Annotated in this window: 18 protein-coding genes and 1 pseudogene; 11 read left to right on the top strand and 8 right to left on the bottom strand. The window is 45.0% G+C overall.

What is annotated here, in order from left to right; all coding sequences use genetic code 11:
- The first annotated feature begins 10 nt into the window (after positions 1 to 10).
- From lspA to A3729_RS00430, 9 genes and pseudogenes are all read left to right on the top strand, one after another.
- Entirely contained in the window at positions 11 to 538 is a 528-nt protein-coding gene (gene lspA / locus A3729_RS00395) for a signal peptidase II (RefSeq protein WP_068553665.1), read from the top strand.
- Positions 539 to 594: 56 nt separating this feature from the next.
- Entirely contained in the window at positions 595 to 1,032 is a 438-nt protein-coding gene (locus tag A3729_RS00400) for a peptidylprolyl isomerase (protein WP_197470190.1), read from the top strand.
- Positions 1,033 to 1,983, top strand: a complete 951-nt coding sequence (gene ispH, locus A3729_RS00405; RefSeq protein ID WP_068512267.1) for a 4-hydroxy-3-methylbut-2-enyl diphosphate reductase — start codon at positions 1,033 to 1,035, stop codon at positions 1,981 to 1,983. It begins immediately after the preceding gene.
- Positions 1,984 to 2,087: 104 nt separating this feature from the next.
- Positions 2,088 to 2,219 (top strand): annotated as a pseudogene (locus A3729_RS34405) (prepilin-type N-terminal cleavage/methylation domain-containing protein); the annotation flags it as partial.
- Between the two features lie 12 nt (positions 2,220 to 2,231).
- Positions 2,232 to 2,510 carry a hypothetical protein gene (locus A3729_RS00410; protein ID WP_231872180.1) on the top strand — a complete coding sequence of 93 codons (279 nt, stop codon included), beginning with the start codon at positions 2,232 to 2,234 and terminating at the stop codon, positions 2,508 to 2,510.
- The gene (locus A3729_RS00415; protein ID WP_068554084.1) at positions 2,507 to 3,499 is read left to right on the top strand and encodes a PilW family protein; all 993 of its coding nucleotides are present in this window, start codon (positions 2,507 to 2,509) and stop codon (positions 3,497 to 3,499) included. The genes A3729_RS00410 and A3729_RS00415 overlap by 4 nt, the downstream gene beginning before the upstream one ends.
- A 32-nt stretch (positions 3,500 to 3,531) precedes the next feature.
- On the top strand, positions 3,532 to 4,119 hold the full coding sequence (locus A3729_RS00420; RefSeq protein ID WP_068567561.1) for a PilX N-terminal domain-containing pilus assembly protein: 588 nt from the start codon (positions 3,532 to 3,534) through the stop codon (positions 4,117 to 4,119).
- Entirely contained in the window at positions 4,119 to 5,660 is a 1,542-nt protein-coding gene (locus tag A3729_RS00425; protein WP_068632943.1) for a hypothetical protein, read from the top strand. The genes A3729_RS00420 and A3729_RS00425 overlap by 1 nt, the downstream gene beginning before the upstream one ends.
- Positions 5,657 to 6,052 carry a type IV pilin protein gene (locus A3729_RS00430; RefSeq protein WP_197469610.1) on the top strand — a complete coding sequence of 132 codons (396 nt, stop codon included), beginning with the start codon at positions 5,657 to 5,659 and terminating at the stop codon, positions 6,050 to 6,052. The genes A3729_RS00425 and A3729_RS00430 overlap by 4 nt, the downstream gene beginning before the upstream one ends.
- On the opposite strand, the gene A3729_RS00435 is transcribed toward A3729_RS00430, so the two are convergent.
- Positions 6,049 to 6,651 (bottom strand): GspH/FimT family pseudopilin, encoded by a 603-nt coding sequence (locus tag A3729_RS00435; protein WP_068511756.1) that lies wholly within the window; start codon positions 6,649 to 6,651, stop codon positions 6,049 to 6,051. The genes A3729_RS00430 and A3729_RS00435 overlap by 4 nt on opposite strands.
- 63 nt (positions 6,652 to 6,714) lie before the next feature.
- On the opposite strand from A3729_RS00435, the gene thiO reads away from it, so the two are divergent.
- A complete protein-coding gene (gene thiO / locus A3729_RS00440; RefSeq protein WP_231872179.1) occupies positions 6,715 to 7,839 on the top strand; it encodes a glycine oxidase ThiO in 1,125 nt (374 codons plus the stop codon).
- Between the two features lie 2 nt (positions 7,840 to 7,841).
- Here thiO and A3729_RS00445 read toward each other — a convergent pair whose 3' ends face one another.
- From A3729_RS00445 to A3729_RS00465, 5 genes are all read right to left on the bottom strand, one after another.
- On the bottom strand, positions 7,842 to 9,293 hold the full coding sequence (locus A3729_RS00445; RefSeq protein WP_068632946.1) for a sigma-54 dependent transcriptional regulator: 1,452 nt from the start codon (positions 9,291 to 9,293) through the stop codon (positions 7,842 to 7,844).
- 52 nt (positions 9,294 to 9,345) lie between these two features.
- Positions 9,346 to 10,986, bottom strand: a complete 1,641-nt coding sequence (locus tag A3729_RS00450) for a PAS domain-containing sensor histidine kinase (RefSeq protein ID WP_068512252.1) — start codon at positions 10,984 to 10,986, stop codon at positions 9,346 to 9,348.
- 22 nt (positions 10,987 to 11,008) lie between these two features.
- Positions 11,009 to 12,955 (bottom strand): diguanylate cyclase, encoded by a 1,947-nt coding sequence (locus A3729_RS00455; protein WP_197469783.1) that lies wholly within the window; start codon positions 12,953 to 12,955, stop codon positions 11,009 to 11,011.
- Positions 12,956 to 13,137: 182 nt separating this feature from the next.
- Positions 13,138 to 13,902 (bottom strand): exodeoxyribonuclease III, encoded by a 765-nt coding sequence (locus tag A3729_RS00460; RefSeq protein WP_068508849.1) that lies wholly within the window; start codon positions 13,900 to 13,902, stop codon positions 13,138 to 13,140.
- A 253-nt stretch (positions 13,903 to 14,155) separates the two neighbouring features.
- Complete coding sequence (locus A3729_RS00465; protein ID WP_068508847.1) at positions 14,156 to 14,440, bottom strand: YebG family protein; 285 nt, start codon at positions 14,438 to 14,440, stop codon at positions 14,156 to 14,158.
- A gap of 172 nt (positions 14,441 to 14,612) precedes the next feature.
- Here A3729_RS00465 and A3729_RS00470 point away from each other — a divergent pair, with 172 nt between their 5' ends.
- Positions 14,613 to 15,281, top strand: coding sequence for a DUF3047 domain-containing protein (locus tag A3729_RS00470; protein ID WP_197469663.1), 669 nt, complete (start codon positions 14,613 to 14,615; stop codon positions 15,279 to 15,281).
- Positions 15,282 to 15,462: 181 nt separating this feature from the next.
- Here the strand turns inward: A3729_RS00470 and A3729_RS00475 are convergent, their stop codons facing one another.
- Together A3729_RS00475 and A3729_RS00480 are read right to left on the bottom strand one after the other, a co-directional pair.
- Complete coding sequence (locus A3729_RS00475) at positions 15,463 to 17,142, bottom strand: AMP-binding protein (protein WP_068508844.1); 1,680 nt, start codon at positions 17,140 to 17,142, stop codon at positions 15,463 to 15,465.
- Positions 17,143 to 17,298: 156 nt separating this feature from the next.
- Complete coding sequence (locus A3729_RS00480) at positions 17,299 to 17,607, bottom strand: hypothetical protein (protein WP_068508842.1); 309 nt, start codon at positions 17,605 to 17,607, stop codon at positions 17,299 to 17,301.
- Positions 17,608 to 17,660 lie beyond the last annotated feature (53 nt).

The following is a 17,660-nucleotide window of genomic DNA, read 5'->3' on the forward strand; positions in this document are numbered from 1 at the left end:
CCAAGCAAACATGACCAATACAGCGAATGATTCAGCGCAGGTGAGCTTGTTTGCCCATATGCTGCGCTGGCTATCACTGAGCACCGTCATTATTGTTGTCGACCTGCTCACTAAATTTTATGCCAGTACGAATCTTGAGTATGCGGTACCTGTACCGGTGATTGATGGCTTTTTTAACTTTACCTTATTACATAATACCGGTGCAGCGTTTAGCTTTCTGGCAACGGAGTCAGGCTGGCAGCGTTGGTTCTTTGTCATCTTGGCAACCGGTGTCAGTGCCGCGTTAGTTGTCTGGCTAAGAGGTTTACGAGAAGAGCCTTGGGTTGCCTGCTCGGTCGCCTTGATATTAGGCGGTGCGATAGGGAATTTATATGACCGTATGACCTTAGGTTATGTTGTCGACTTTCTTCATTTCTATTGGAATAACTATCATTTCCCTGCCTTTAATATCGCTGATACGGCGATTTCTATTGGTGCTGCAATGATGGTCATAGATGTTTTTCGTGGCAATAAACCAGACTCTGAGGATGGTTTATAGTCCCTTGTATTTGTGAGAGCACAGGCTCTCACCTTGTTATTTGAGTGGTACAAAATTTGTCTTTAGTTGTCGGTGAAAATACTCTGGTTACATTGCACTTCTCGTTAAGTATGGAAGATGGCGCAGTGATCGATTCTACCTTTGATAAGAACCCAGCACGCTTTGAGTATGGTGATGGTCAATTACCCGATGGTTTTTTATCCTTCTTAGACGGGATGAGTGAAGGCGAAGAAGGAGAATGGCAGGTTCCACCAGAGAAAGCTTTTGGCATGCCTAACCCAAACAATCAGCAAGTCATGAAGCGAGCAGACTTCCCGGAAGATATGGAATTAGCTGAAGGCTTAATGATCTCCTTTGCCGACGCAAACCAGTCTGAGTTGCCTGGCGTGGTTAAAGCCTTTGATGAAAATGAAGTGACCATTGATTTTAACCACCCTTTAGCGGGCCAGACCTTGTCGTTTAAGGTTCAAGTTGTCTCGGTTGAGGCCTTGTAAATGAAGATTAAACTGGCGAACCCTCGTGGCTTTTGCGCGGGTGTTGATCGTGCTATTGAGATTGTTAATCGTGCACTCGAAGTCTTTGGTGCCCCCGTCTATGTGCGCCACGAAGTGGTCCATAACCGCTTTGTGGTCGATGACTTAAAGCAACGTGGTGCCATTTTTGTCGATGAGCTGGAAGAAGTACCGGATGATTCCTTGGTTATCTTCAGTGCTCATGGCGTATCCAAGGCGGTTCAAGCCGAAGCAAAAGAGCGTGATTTGAATGTCTTCGACGCGACCTGTCCACTGGTAACTAAAGTCCATATCGAGGTGACCAAATACAGTCGCGATGGTATGGAATGTGTGTTGATTGGTCACGAAGGACACCCTGAAGTTGAAGGAACGATGGGGCAGTATGACTCTTCTTCAGGTGGCAAAATTTATTTAGTGGAAGATGAACAGGATGTGGAAAGCTTAGTTGTAGAAAAGCCGGATGCTTTGGCTTATGTCACGCAAACAACGCTATCTGTCGATGATGCCGCGAAAGTGATTGATGCCTTGCGTAGAAAGTTCCCCAATATTCAGGGGCCGCGTAAAGATGATATTTGCTATGCCACTCAAAACCGGCAGGATGCTGTAAAGGGCTTGGCAGACTCAACTGACTTGATGCTGGTTGTTGGTTCACCTAACAGTTCAAACTCTAATCGCTTACGTGAGCTGGCTGAACGTATGGGAACGCCTGCTTATTTGATTGATGATCACTCACAGATTCAACCGGAATGGTTGCAGTCGGCAAACGCAATTTCCGTTACGGCTGGTGCGTCTGCACCCGAAGTTCTCGTGCAGAAAGTTGTCGATCGTTTGGTAGAGTTGGGGGCTAAAGAAGTTGAAGAGGCTGATGGCCGTGAAGAAAATATCGTTTTCAGCATGCCGAAAGCTCTAAGAATACCCGCAGAAAATATTTAGAGTTTATTATTTGCTAGCCAGAATCGAATTGGTTAGCATATAAGTCAAGCGCAAAGGATAAGCGCTTTCTCACAATTAACCAGCGATCAAAGGATATGATGCTGATGTTAAAGACTTCATGTAAGTTAAGTACGTGCTCGCGTGCGCCAAATATAGCTTCTTTAAAGGCTGCTCAGTCAGGTTTTTCTCTGATTGAACTTCTCATCAGCTTGCTTATTTTTAGTGTCGGAATTTTAGGACTCGCCTCAATGCAAATTACCAGCATGAGGATGGCACTCGATGCTCAGCAGTACTTTAGCGCTAGTTTGTTGGCGAGTGCTATTTCAAATCAGCTTCAAGCAAGCGGTTCAACTCAGGGGGCTGAATTTTGGACTCAACAAGTGTCTGAAAGCTTACCTTCAGGTTTGGCGCTAATCGAATCTAGTGCTTCAAACTATCGAGTGACCTTGAGCTGGAATTCCAGTGAAGACCACGCCCGGCAGCAGGGTAATCGGAGATCTCAGCTAGTGTCGAGTGTAAGCCTATGAAGGGGCATCTCAATCAGTTGGAATATCATAAAGGTCTTAGCTTGATAGAGTTGTTGATCGCTTTGGCGCTGAGCTCAATTTTGAGTCTGGCTTTATTTGAAGTATTCAAAATTGCGCGTGATGCTTCAAGCCGGGTTACTGGAGCAAATGAAATGCTGGATAGTGCCCAATTGAGCTTTTCCGTCTTGCAGGACTCTATCAATATGGCTGGATTCTGGGGTGGAGTTGATTCCCGAGAATTAACGCTGATAACGAAGCAACTTAGTGCTTTTCCGGGCAACTGCAACAGTGCTTGGGTGCTCAATATTGAACAAGGCTTGCAAGGCTTTGACGGGCGAGAAAATGCAAATGATATTCCTGCATTACCCAGTGATTGCTTGAGCAAAGATTATGTACCTCATAGCGATGTACTACTTGTTCGTCGCGCATCGGTGAATGACCCGGTTCCTGAAGAAAAGTTAGGTAATAAGTACTATAAAAAACGCTTTATTGTTCGAGGAAGCCCTGAAACAGGGGGGATTGTTTTCCAGGGCAAAGATATGGCTAAAGCGCGGCAACAAGTGCCACCCTCAGCTTTTGTTGTTAATAGCTTGTTGAGTATCGATATGTACTATCTGGAGTATTGCAAAGATGAAGAGCTTTGTGATGTCTCAGGTATCGGCTTAAGTCGTTATACCCTGATCGGCAACCGCTTTATCAAACAGCGCTTGGTTAATGGTGTGGCGCAAATGCAATTTGAATATGGGCTCGATCTAAGTGGTGATGGCAAGGTGGAGCGCTATCTTACTGCCGATAACGTTTTCAGCTGGAATGATGTATTGTCGGTACGTGTTTTCGCTTTATTCAAAAGCAAGCTATCGGCAAGTTCGAATGAGAATCCGGAAAGAGAATTCAAACTGGGTACAGGTTTTGAGTTCGAGCCAGAAGAGCATGAACGGAGGTATAAATTCAAAAAGTTTCAGTCAGAATTTAGTTTGAAGAATACTTAGTTAATAACAGCGGTGATGAGCAAGGAGGCAATATGCACCTAAAATCAAAGACCTATCCAATAAGAGCCATGCAACAATACGGAGCTACATTAGTCTTGTCATTAATGTTGCTGGCGATCCTCACAATACTCTCAACAACGATGATGCAAAGCAGTTACCTAAGCTTTAAATCTCAGTCTTCCAGAGTGGCGTTTCAACAAAGCAGTCATGAACTAAATCAGTTTCAGCTTCAAGCTGCGAAGCAAATAAAAAGCTTTATTGATTCTAGACGAGATAGTCATGTTGAGCTCAAAAAGTCATACTCAGAAGGCTTCAAGTTAATCGATGACTTGCTGAACCTCGAAGTAATTGCCGAAGAAGATAATGAATCGTTGACGCGAATTTTATCGTTTTCAAGTTCACAGATGGAGATAGACGTTTATATCACTCAGAGCAGATTGCGTCCGGAATATTCCGGGAATAACTTGCTTCAGTACGACTCTTATAGTCAGCATATCGTGCAAAGGAGCGCAGATCAGCGCTATTTATACCTACAGCTGCACTGTATTAGCAAGCCAGGAATTGGTCAGAACCAAGGCCCTGTTCATCTTGTTGGCGACTTTCGTTTCGAGGTGTCGTGATGAAAAAAAGGATGAAGATTGCATTTGTTTTGTGTTTGTTTAGTTTTTCCTTGCTTTCTAGTATGGCGTGTTATGCAAGTGAACCGATATCGACTGTTGCGGTGTTGAGCCCCGCTATTGTTGTTTCCGAGCCCGCACGCGCCTTTTCGTCGATTGACCCGCTTGGCTATAAAAAATTTAAAACGCAGTATCAGACTCGTAGAACGATGGCCTATGTCATTTCAGGGGAGGGTGAACTGCATGCCATTGATAAAGATAATGCCGAGGGAGGGCAGACATCCGCAGGGGAGTTATGGGCTTATATACACGAGGACCAAACTCTCAAGCTTGAATATCTGACTAAGTCTGAATCTGAGTCTCTGAAAGCAAGTGGATCTAGCTTACTTGATGTCACTTACTATACCTTTGATGCAAAAATATTTGATGAACGTTCAAAGGCACATCCACAAGCTTGGGGGACTTTGTTGCTGGTGGGTATGGGAACCAATAGTAGCCAGAGTCGTGAGCATAGTAATAGGTGTCTATTATTCGATATTACGGACCCTGCACAAACACCTTCTTTATTGGCTGAATTTAAACACACTTCAATGGGGCCGTGTACAAGCAAGCCTACCGCCCTGACTCTTCCCGATGCTTTTGGTGGGGATCCTCTTTGGTATTTGGCTTTTGGGGCAGGGCAAGGAACACTGCGGCCCGGCTTATTTTTTTATGACTTGCAGACAATGACATTAGATAAAGAAGTCTGGCTTCGTCAATTTCGACCTGAGGTAAAGAGTGGTCATATAGCTGGGATTTCGGCAGCAGATATTGATCAAGACGGCCTAACTGATCTCTTGTATTTCGGAACGATTGAGGCATCTAGAGTTCAGGAAAGTGGCAGCTTGTATTCTCTTACCTTTACTAGATCCCTGGATACAGCCACCTCTTCAAGAGCGGGTAAGTATTCCTCTCATCGAGAACGCTATATGACCCCTCAGCTAGCTAAACTATTTGCAGGCAGAGGTGCAATTTCTCACAAACCTTTACTCAAAAGAGGTTCTGAGGGAAAGGTTTGGTTATTCTTTTCGGCTGGCTCCTCAGTTTATGGTCTGATAGATGACTTTTCCAGGCAGAGAGTAAGTGAATTTCAGTTAAGCTCAAGCGGGGTTAAAAATAGAGGATGGGTTCGCACTCTTCCCAAGAACGAAGTATTTACCTCGGCAATAGTCGACTTGGGAGAGATAATTGTCTTGAACGCGTTTCGTCGAGACTGCAATGATTGCTCAGAATCCGGTTTGAATACCTTGAAGCTATATCATGCTTTTAGCGGGGAAGAAATTACCGATATCTTGGCGGACAAAAAACAGACACGAGTATTAGCCGGAAATTTGTTGCTTGATGAAGAAGGCTTCCCGAGGCAGCGTATAGACCACCTGATATCTGATTCAGCCTTGTTATCTCTTCTCGCTATCGAGAACAAAAGCCTTTATGGAGAGGAGTCTAAACTCTTGGGCGTTGAGTTAGCCGAAGGTATAAGGCGCTTATCATGGTGGCAACGATGAATCGTTCTAGAGCCTTTACATTAATAGAGTTGCTTGTAAGTTTGGCAATTGTTTCCATTCTATTTTCACTGGCCTTACCTTCATACGAGTCCTACCAACAGCGGAGCCGCTTGACTGAGGGGAAGGCCTCTTTATTGCGTTTGCAGACTGAATTGGAGCGTTATGCAATGAGCTTTCAGCGCTACCCGCAAAGCTTATCGGAATTGCTTTCATATGATGAAGACGAGTTAGAATCGGATCACGGCTACTTCAATCTCTACATTGACTCTGGCCTAAGTGATTGTGACGAAGGGGCTTGTTATGCATTGGTCGCTGAGCCGATCATTGAAACTCGTTCGGATGAGAGGTTGGAGTTATATTCTGATGGCCGTAGAGAAGGGCAATGGAATTAACCACAGCTAACATTCTTTCCTCCGCTCGCTTCAACAATATCATCGCTGTTACTGTCGCGCCCTATTCTTAAGCGACCCTGGAAATTAATGATTAGGGCACGCGCATATTTCTCGTCATTGTTTTCTGGGCAATAGATGTAACTTCCGGCACTACCAAGGGGAAAACCAAGGCGGGAAAAAACAACTCTGTTTGTCGGGTTGTTAAAGCTTATTGTTCCAGAAGGGATAAAAGGGGTTTTGAGCTGGAGTAATAGTTCACTCTCATCACGTTTCTGGTCCTTGTCTTCGTCAATGAATATCATTGCGCCAGCTTGCCAACCTTGTTCGCACTGTAGGCCTGAAGAGGATGGGCATAAGGTAATGCGTGTTTGTCTGGCGAGCGCTTCTCTTTTTGCATGTCGAATGAATTGGCTCAAGTGGTTGATATTGCTGTCCGAACGGGCATTTTGGAAAATGTCATTGAAGGAAGGAATAACGACAAAGGTCAAGATAGAAACAATGGCCAAACAGGTGAGTAGCTCGACAAGTGTAATTCCACTTTGCCTGGATTTTTGTTCTTGATGGTACTTATTGCATCGGTGCATAACAGAAGGGGGCATTTTCATCACTCCTTGATAAAGATCATCCCTTGGAAAGAGTATTCTCTTGGCGATTGATATAAAATGCAAGTCGAAAACATCTTGCTAAAGGAAATGAGAAACTTGAAAGTAATCATCGTTGGCGCCGGTGCAATCGGTATGATGCAAGCCAGAGAATTGGCGTTAAAGGGCATTGAAGTCGTGCTGCTTGATAAAAGTGCTTGCGGTACTGAGGCCAGTTGGGCCGGAGGTGGAATCGTATCTCCCTTATACCCTTGGCGTTACTCTGAGCCAGTCACGGCTTTGGCAAGCTGGTCTCAGTCCTACTACCCGAATCTCGCACAGTCTTTAGAGGCCGAGAGTGATATTGACCCGGAATTGACTCGCCATGGCTTGTTAATGCTTCAGGTCGAGGATAGGGAAGCCGCACTTAAGTGGTCTGAAGAGCATCATAAATGGATGGAAACAGTAGATGCTGAGAAAATCTATGAGCTTGAGCCTGCTTTGCGTGAAGGTGTTAAAGATGGTTTGTGGATGTCTCAAGTTTCCAGTATCCGTAACCCTCGTTTACTGCAGGCTTTGTATACCTCTTTGCAGCGTAACCCCTTAGTAACTATTCATGAGGGCGCTGAAGTCTCATCGTTTCTGACGAATAAAGACAAACTCGATGGCGTTAAGCTGCATAATGGTGATGAGCATAGAGCTGATGCCGTCGTCATTTGTAGTGGCGCCTGGAGTCGCAGTGTCGCGAAAAGTGATGGTATTGAGGTTAAGCCGGTTAAAGGGCAAATGCTAATTTTTGATGCGCCTATTGGCCTGGTCAACCGGGTTGTGATGAACAATGGTAAGTATGTGATTCCACGTAGAGACGGAAAGGTACTGGCAGGTAGCACTCTGGAAGACGTCGGCTTTGATAAGCGCACAACGGAACAAGCAAAAGAGGAATTGGCAGATATGGCGATAGACCTCTTCCCGGGCTTGGCCTCCTGCCCTATCAGTGCGCATTGGTCGGGTCTACGCCCAGGCTCACCAGATGGCATTCCCTATATTGGCCAAATGAAGGAGTTTGACAACCTTTATATCAATGCCGGCCACTATCGCAATGGCTTGGTGCTCGCACCCGCTTCGGTTGCCTTACTCAGCGCTATTGTTAGTGGTGAATCGACGCCTATACCGAGTGAACCGTATAACCCTTTGATAAGAGTTTGAAGCTAATCTAGCTCAAGCTTCTTCAGCCGATAGCGCAGGGCTCTAAAACTAATTCCCAGCATTTTTGCAGCCGCCGTCCGGTTCCATTTTGTGGCGGCTAGGGCTTGTTCAATTTCATACCGTTCGATTTCTTCCAAATAGTCTTCCAGTGACTGTTCTGGAGGCCTCGCTGATATCCCTGCTTTAGCTGCGCCAGAGTTTTGTTCCCGGCTACCCAGTACTTGCGCTATCCGGTGTGTCGTTTGTGGTGGCGCTTGAGTATTAGAAGGGCTTTGGATATCTGGCCCCGTTTCGGCTGAATCGGCGCTTAAGTCCAGATCTCCAAGTTCAATGATATTGTCTTCACACAGTGTGAATGCTCTTTCGATGATATTTTCCAGTTCTCGTACATTTCCTGGAAAGCTATACTCTGACAGGCTCTCAAGTGCTGCATTGGAGAGCTTTGCGTCTGTGACGCCACAGTCCCGGGCTATCTTTTCCAGGAAATAGTCTGCGAGTAAGGAAACGTCTTCTTTGCGTTCCCTGAGCGAGGGTACATCGAGTTTGATGACATTAATTCGATAAAACAAATCTTGCCTGAAGCTGCCATCTTCAACGAGTTTGGCCAGGTCTTTATGGGTGGCGCTAAGAATTCGGACGTTAACTTGAACCTCTTCCTGTTCACCAACAGGCCGGATTCGCTTTTCCTGAATTGCACGTAAGAGCTTCACCTGCATTTCAAGAGGTAGGTCGGCGACTTCATCTAAAAATAGAGTGCCGCCGTCAGCTGCCCGAAATAGCCCGGATTTATCTTCGATTGCTCCACTAAAGCTACCTTTTTTGTGGCCAAAGAATTCACTCTCTACCAGCTCACTAGGAATAGCCCCACAGTTGACCGGGACAAAGCGGCCGGTACTAGCGCGAGGGCTGTTTTGATGAATCATTTTAGCGACCAGCTCTTTACCGCTACCTGACTCACCAGAAATATAAATTGGAGCTTGGCTACGTGCCAGTTTATCGATCTGTTTGTTGAGCTTCTGAATGGCTTTTGTTTTGCCTTTTATGTGCTCGGGTTGAGTGCTAGAGGGACTTTCGTTTGCCTTACGTTTTGATAACTCTAATGCGCTGGTCACCAGCCCTCGTAGCTGATTAAGGTCAACAGGCTTTGAAATAAAATCAAAAGCACCAGCCTTAAGGGCACTGATGGCTGTTTCGACGTTGCCGTACGCGGTAATCATGGCAACGGGCATATCGGGATGATTTTTTTGTATGAACGACACGAGATCAATGCCGTTGCCATCAGGCAAATTCATATCGGTGAGACAAAGGTCAAAGCTTTGTTCACTTAGGTAGGCCTTGGCGTCCATGATTGTCGCACTGCTACAGGTGTCTATCCCCATACGCATGAGTGTGATTTCTAACAGCTCTCGAATATCAGGTTCATCGTCGATAATTAAGGCGCGTTGCTTGGTCATATATTGAGTCTTGTCTGTCGCTTAGAAAGCATTAAGAAGAATAAGCCTATTGTTAAACAATTCGCTTGTGGTGAGCAAATACAATTCGAAAGCACGCACCAAGCTTAAGGTCTTTAAGAGCCTGATAAGCCTTATTGTCTAGTCGATGGTTATCAAACTTCCAATGCTGATGAAATTCGGTACTGGCCGGGTTGATATAGTCCAGATGAGCTTGGTTTGCTTCGCAGATTTCTCGTGATAAATACAAACCAAGTCCTGTGCCCTGAGATTCAGTGGTGAAGAATGGTTCAAATAAATGATGGGAGTTCTCTTCAGAGACTCCTTCACCCTGATCGATTACTTCGATATAGGCTTGGCCATCCTTTGTGGTTTTGGATAGCAATATAAATAACTGTGCGCTGCAATCTGACTTTAAGCCATGCCTAAGCCCATTGTCGATCAGGTTGATAAACACTTGCTCCATTTGGCTTGGGTCAAAGCGTGCTGTTGCGTCTTTGTCTGCAAGTATAATATTAATTCTGTCTGATGAGTGCAGGTGCCCTTTATATTCGCCGACGATTTTATCAATCCAGTTGGCCAAGGTGATGTCTTCAACTTCTGGCTCTGTTCGACGACTAAGTTGCAGAGTGTTTTCAATGATCTGATTTACACGCTTTGAGTGACGCTGGATGATATCCGTCATCTTATGGTCTGCCGGGTCAAGGTTTTCAGACTCAGCCAGGAGTTGTGTTGCGTGGCTAATTGCTCCTAATGGGTTTCTAACTTCATGCGCTATACTTGCGGTTAAGCGACCGAGAGAGGCCAGTTTCATATGTTGAGCTTGTTGCGCAGTCTTGCGAGTATCATCTAAAAAAACCAGGATGTCAGACTCTGCTTCATTTTGTAAGCGAGAGAAATTTGCCTGAACCAAAGGTTTTTCCTGGCTGACTCGAAAGGGAGTTGTACGTACGCCGGGTGCTTCTTTCCATAATGTTAGCCTATCAGCAATCAAGGAAGGTAAGGGCTGCTTTTCCGCCAGGCTGACTAAATCCAGGCAGGCATGGTTGATTAATTTAACCTCGCCTTGCTCACTACAGACGATAATACCTGTTCTCATGCTCTGGATAATCTGGTGGTTAAGCTTTTCCAGCTTTCTTAAATCTTGCTCTTGTTGTTTAAGTAAAGATTCATTTTCCGAAATCTTGATCGACAAATATTGGAGTATATAGGCACTCGCAAAGTACATGCAGCCAATCAGACCTGTCCGCGGGACATCGGAAAGTGAATTGAAGCCGTTAAGGAAGCGCTCACCCTCAATTAAAATAGTAAGCAGTGTGGCCCAGGCAGCGAATGAAAGTCCTATCCGTCCTCGAATAATGATATTACCTGCGGCGACACTGATAATGATCAGGTTAGCCAAACCACCAGAGATACCCGAGGCAAAATAGAACAAGGCATGCAAGAGCAGTATATCGAGAAGTAATGTAATAAAAATTTGCTTGGGGTGAGCGTCGATGAGAAAGCGAAATGCGAGTAGCCAAAAGAGGTTCAGCCCTAAATAAATTGGCGTAAGCGCCTCAAATATTAGAGGTGAGCGAAATTCTTGTACCACGCTGTGTTGCGATATTGATATTCCAAATAGCAGAATACTGACAACGACTCGATAAAAGTTATAGTAATTAAAAAGAGACTGGCTTTGCGGGGAGGTTTCCATAAACTTGGTTCTTGGGTCGTACTTATTCTGGTGTGGTAGGGGCGCCCGGATTGTTCCAGAGCTTTACCTGATTTCTGCCGTTATTCTTAGCTTCATACATTGCAATATCGGCACGCGTGACGAGCTCGTCAGCAGTCTTGGGGGACTTTTGAGATAAGCTGGATACACCAAAACTTGCAGTAAACTCGATAATATTGCCGTTTGATTCGAAGGCAGAGTTTGAAAATTCTTGGCATAGGGTGTTGGCAACATGCTCAGCTTCATTCAATGAGGTATCAACAAGCAAAATAATAAATTCTTCACCTCCGTAGCGCGCGATGATATCGCCTGAACGTGTGATAGTGTTTTTTAGAATTACTGCGGCATGGCGGAGGCATTCGTCTCCAGTTTTATGCCCATAGTTATCATTGATCGATTTGAAACGATCTAAATCGCATAATATGACAGACAACTCGCGGCGGTGCCGTTCAGCTCTTTTTAGCTCGATATGCAGGCGTGATTCAAAGTGCCGGCGATTGAATAGAGTGGTCAAGGAGTCGGTTGTAGAGGCTAACTCCAGGCGATTATTTGCTTGCTCAAGCTCGGTGAGCGCTCGTTGCATGGATTGAGTCCGCTCACGGACTTTGGACTCTAGCTGGGCATTGATAGTGGTTTGTGTTTCCAATAATTGCTCTTGCGACTCTCGTAGCCTCTTTTCACTTGAAAGTACAGATTCCTGGGCGAGAATGCGCATTTCTTTTTCACGGTTTATTCGGTTGGCTAGAGCAAGAGAAAGCAGGGATACCAAAAATAGAACACCAATTTGCCCTGCATTATTGGTAAAGAAATTGGCCGTCACGAGCCCGAATTTAACCGCGCCTAATGTACCAATCCCCAAGAAAGTTGTGGTCCAGGCGAGGCAGTAGTAGCGAGCATCAGAATGTCCCCGGAACAAAGCGATATACCCGAGTAGCATTGACATGGTGCAATTGATTAAAGCAAGAGCGCTGTTTAGACGTATCGTAATGCTATATGAAATGATAAAGGTCAGCACAAATGAGATGCTGGACACGACTGCTAAAGCTTGTGCAATGCGATAAGCTTTTGGGTTGGTTTCTTTGAGCTTTAAAAACTCAATAATCAGCACTAAAACGGTAATATTACAACCGCCGATAAAAACGGATATCGCGTAGCTATTCCATTCTAGAGCCTCTGGCCATAGATAGGCAAAGCCATAACCCTTTAGGCTTATTTGAAAGAGCAAGTAACTGAAAACGAAAAGAACATAGTAGAAATAGCTCATTTCCCTGATAGAGAAAAATAGCAATAAATTATAGATGACCATGATGCCGATGACGCCTGCCCAGATACCTTGCATCAGGTGGTCGTCAGAAGAAAATTTGGCATGACTCTCGGTGTCCCAGAGTATTAATGGTGCTTCGATAGTTCCCGCGGAAGCGATTCGCATGACGAACTCATTGCTTCCTTTGTTCAGTGTATACGGTAAAACAAAGTTTTGATGGCTTATTGGTCTTTGCTCAAAGGGATAGGTGTCACCGACTACATGCTGAGCAACAACTTGCCCTTTATTTACTTGATATAGTTCTACCTTATCCAGAAAAGGAATGGCTAGCTCTAGGTAAACATCGCTGGGCTTGTTGCTTGGGTTATCAATTCTAAACTTAAACCAAAAAGCTGAGTTGGTGAAGCCAAAGTTTGGGGAGGCTCGTTGTATGTGCTTCCATGCGTGTGTTTTATTTAGAATTGTATTAATACTATGGCGATGCTCCTCATCCTCTAAGTAGAGCATTTTTGAGCCTATCGGAATGCCTTGGCTTTTACCTGGTGTGTAAATTGTTGTGGGTGTAATACTCTGGTTAGGCGTAATGAAGCGGGTTTGGTCTGTTATCGATAAATTATCAGCATGAGCGCAGGTCACTGACATGAGTGCAATAATAAGCAAGCAGCAGCTAAAAGAACGCTTTATCAAATCCCTAATCTGGGGGCACATGGATGAGAGCACTAACAAACCTTGAACTAATGGCGAAAGAGTTGGACTGAAAAGGTCGTAATTTCCAGTTGATCTTTAAAAGTATAGGGCAAGTTGAGTGCTTGTCACGTTGACCAAGGATAAATCAACGTGACGAAGTTGGTATTCGTGGGATCTTACGTCTAAAGCGCTAGATCGATCTGAACAGGGCAATGGTCAGAACCCATAATATCGTTGAGAATATCGGCGGCTTTGATGTTGTCGCGCAAGCTTTGGGAGGCGAGGAAGTAATCAATCCTCCAGCCTACGTTCTTCGCACGGGCGCCGGCTCGATAGCTCCACCAACTATATTTGACGGTTTCAGGGTTTAGTTCTCGGTAAGTGTCTATAAAACCAGACGCAACGTAGCGGTCTAAACCGTCAATTTCTGCCTGCGTGTAGCCAGCACTTTTATTGTAGTTGGGCTTGGGACGGGCCAGGTCGATGTCTTTGTGCGCAACATTCAGGTCGCCACATAAGATAACTGGCTTGCTTTCTTCGAGTTTCTTTAAATAATCATTGAAGTCTTTGTCCCACTCTTGACGATAAGGCAAACGTTTAAGCTCACTACCAGAGTTTGGGGTGTAGACAGTAACCAAGTAAAAGCCGTCATACTCAGCAGCAATCACTCGACCTTCCTGATCGTGCTCTTCAATTCCCATATCGTATTGGACAGAAATAGGTGCGTGTTTGGTCAGAATAGCTGTGCCTGAGTAGCCTTTCTTCTCGGCAGAGTTACAGTAGATATGATAGCCCTCAAGATCTTTAAGTGCTTCCATCACCTGATCATCCTGGGCTTTGGTTTCTTGCAAGCATAGAACATCTGTTTCCATAGATTCGAGAGAGGAGAGAAAGTCTTTCTTCATCACCGCTCGAATACCGTTAACATTCCAAGAAACCAATCGCATTATAAAACCTCTCTTTAAATCAAATAACGTACACCAATTAATGCTCGCTAGAGCAGACGTACAGAAACGAGGGAGAGAGTTTAGTGAAAAAGGTTAAGGAAGAACAGGCTTAGGCACGATTTCGCAAATGACAGGTCAGTGGGTTCGCCGTAATTTGGTGTACACGAACCACCCTGTTATGGTGGTGAGGGAGTGTGGGGCCTTATAGGGTGCGCACTGCGCACCGCTAGTCGTGGCAAGGAGGCCTAGGGCGCTACGAGCCGCTGGCCTCATTAATGTCAGTCACATTCTGAGGATTGCTCAATTCCTCTAGAACTTCTGGTTTGCCCTTACATGCTTGAATAATCAGCTCCTTATGCTTGGCAAGTAAGAGGCCAAAGGATTCTGCTTGAGCTTCATCTACACCCGCTATTTGGCTTTCAATTAAGGTCGTAAATTGCTCACCAAGCTCTAGCATTTTGTCGTGAGCGTCTGCATCTTTTTTGTTTTCAAACATGGCACCGTCCCGATCACATTTCCACATTGCAATGACTGGCATGACTCTTCTCCATCAAGCGATTATCAATTTAACTGTATATTAATACAGTATCGGGTTTAGTCAACCATTGTTTTTTGAACTTTTTGCTGCCATGGTGTTCTTAAGAGAATATTAGGGGCAGGTTGCGACCCTAATATTCTTTTAAGAACTTATGTTGCAGAAGAAACCATTTATGAACAAAGTCTTTTTATACTCTAGCTATTTTATCTTCGTCTTATTCGGGTTTAATGCATATGCTGAGGGAGAGAATACTGTCTCAATTGGAAAGTTTTCTGAATGGGGGCTGGAGGAATGGGAGTCGGTCGAATTCAATGATGAAACCTCTTATCGTTTGAAAGACGAAAGTGATAATCCCAAACTGAAGGTTTTGCATGCAATTAGTCAAGCTTCTGCTTCGGGTATGTTCAAGAAAATGAAAGTGAATATACAGAAGACTCCCTTTTTAAATTGGCGCTGGAAGGTCAATAAACCCTTAGCGAGTTTGCCTGAAGAAACGAAGCAAGGCGATGACTATGCTGCGAGAATCTATGTAGTCGTTTCTGATGGCTGGTTTTTCTGGCAAACCAAGGCCTTGAATTATGTCTGGTCGAGCCGGGAAGATGCGCCAGCAAGTTGGCCCAATGCTTATGCGCCTGACAACACTCTGATGATACCCTTACGAAATAATAGCGACGGCGCAGGGCAGTGGCATATAGAAAAACGAAATATTCAGGAAGATCTGAAAGCCTGGCTCGGCAAATCCTATGACGAAGTTGAGGCGATTGCGATTATGACTGATGCCGATGACTCCGGGTCGAATGCCGAAGCTGAATACGGTGATATATTCTTTTCGGAACGGTGATAGGGATTTCACGGATGGTCAAGTTGCTGAAATCCTGCAGTCTTAAAAACGCGCCATTCCCGTAGTCTTAAAGACGCGTCATTCCCGCAGTGTGTTAAGCGGGAATCCATTTTGCTTGATGCGCCGTGCTAGGTATCATGGATCCCGGCTGAAGAGCACACCGGGATGACGATAGTGCACCCTAATGCCAAACAACCGCTTGGCGTGCTTCATACCAATCATCCAAATGAGGCTTGTAACTCGACTCAATAACATCTCGCTTCATCTTCATCGTCGGTGTTAGGTGCCCGCTGGCGATGCTCCACTCATCACTGACAATCGTCACGAACTTGATATGCTCATGAGGGTCAAGTGTAGAGTTTACGTCCTTGATTAAAGATTGAAAGCTAGAGGCAAGCTCTGCTTTAAAGTCATCACAGCTTGTTTTTTTGGCCGATGATTCGGCTAATACTACCAATGCGTGAGGTTGTGGGTACTCAGCGCCCGATACACAAACCATCTCAATGTCTTGATGGCCAATAATCTTATTCTCTATTGGCGCTGGCGCAACGTATTTACCTTTACTGGTTTTAAATATTTCTTTGGTTCGTCCGGTAATCTTAAGGCGTTTAAGTTCATCAATTTCACCACGATCCCCGGTTTTCAAATAGCCATCTTCAGTGAACTCAGCCTTGGTTTTCGCCTCATCCTTGTAGTAACCCATCATCAGGGTAGGGCTCTTGATTTGAATTTCACCTTGCTCACTGATTCGACAATCAACACCAGGTAAAGGTTCACCTACGTAACCAAGGCAACTTCTGCCTGGCTGGGACATATGAGAATAACCAAAGTTTTCAGACATGCCGTAGCCTTCGAGGAGTTCAAGACCAAGCTTTTGGTACCAGGCAATCGTATCTTGACTTAGTGGTGCAGAGCCACTCGCAGCATAGCGTACATCCTGCAGACCAAGCGTCTTCAATACGCGTTTTTTCATATAGCCTGACAGTAAAGGAATCTTCATCAAACGATCGAGCTTTTGTTTTGGCATCTTGGCAAAGACACCTGTCTGGAATATTGTCCAAATTCGAGGAACCGCCAGGAACAAGGTAGGGTTTGCTCGGTTCAAGTCAGCGACAAAGGTATCGAGTTTGTCGGCGAAAAATAATTGAAAGCCAACAGATATAGAGGCCATTTCGACTACAAAACGCTCCATCACGTGTGCCAAAGGAAGGTAAGAAAGCATTCTGTCTTGATCAGTCACTTTTAATGAGGCTATCGCGCCTTGTGCAGCATAGGCCATGCTATGGAAAGATAGCATCACGCCTTTGGGGTTCCCGGTGCTACCAGAGGTATAAACAATCGTGGCGATTTCATCTGCTTCGCGAGCTGTATTTTCACTTAAGGCTTCATTCTTTGCGACAATCTGATCCCAGCTAGTATACTTTTGCTGCACTTCTTCCGGGCTTAAGTCAAAGGAAATACAGGGTAAGCTTTCTGGAATACCGTCTTTCATATCGTCCCAATCATCAAGCTTACCAGCGAATAGGACTTGTGCTTCGGAATGCTCAAGTATATAGCTGACGGTATCGGCGTTTAGGGTTGGGTAGAGCGGAACGGTAACGTGTCCTGCCATCCAGATTGCCCAATCCGCCATGACCCACTGAGCGCAGTTTTTTGACAGTAATGCTATGTGGCTCTTGGCTGGTAAATTAAGAGTCTTCAAATAGTTCGCCATCTTTCTGGCTTCAGATACGGCTTGTTGCCAGGTATAGGTTTTAACTTGTCCATTGCCAAGAGGTTGCGTGAGGTAAATGTCCTGGGCCTTTTCCTTTTCCCAGCGATAAACATGTTCAAGTGCGAGTGGAATCTTTCTATCGTTCATTATTATTCCTTTGTAAACGTAGCTATTAGATTGTTATTGGTTTTTAAATTCTGCAGGAGAATTGTACAGATAAGGAGCGTTAATCCCTTGACCCTAGGTTTTAAAATATTGACGCTGGGTTGCACTTGTGGAAGGCTCAACCTAAAGGTTGGGCAGCTACAACAAGCTCAATTGGTCACTAGTAATCTCGTTATATGAGGTGCCTAAGAAGCTGACTACACCATCGACAATAGGTGCGATTTGTCTGGCGAGATACAGGTCATAATCAAGTGGTGATACAAGGTGTTCTATAGGCTCAGGCCCATTCACGGTATAACAATAAGAGACCCAGCCGCCATTTTCATAACGTGGCGCCTTGCCTTCGCTGACTAGCCACTCGTCAGCTTTTTTGGCGGCTTGGGCATGAGGGGGTATATTCGAGGTGTAATCTCTGAGTTTTCTTCTTAAGCGCTTTCGATAGATCAACTGGTCGTCGTATTGCCCGCTTCGTATCCCGCTAAGTAATTGTTTGAATAACT

The organism is Oleiphilus sp. HI0043 (assembly GCF_001634935.1).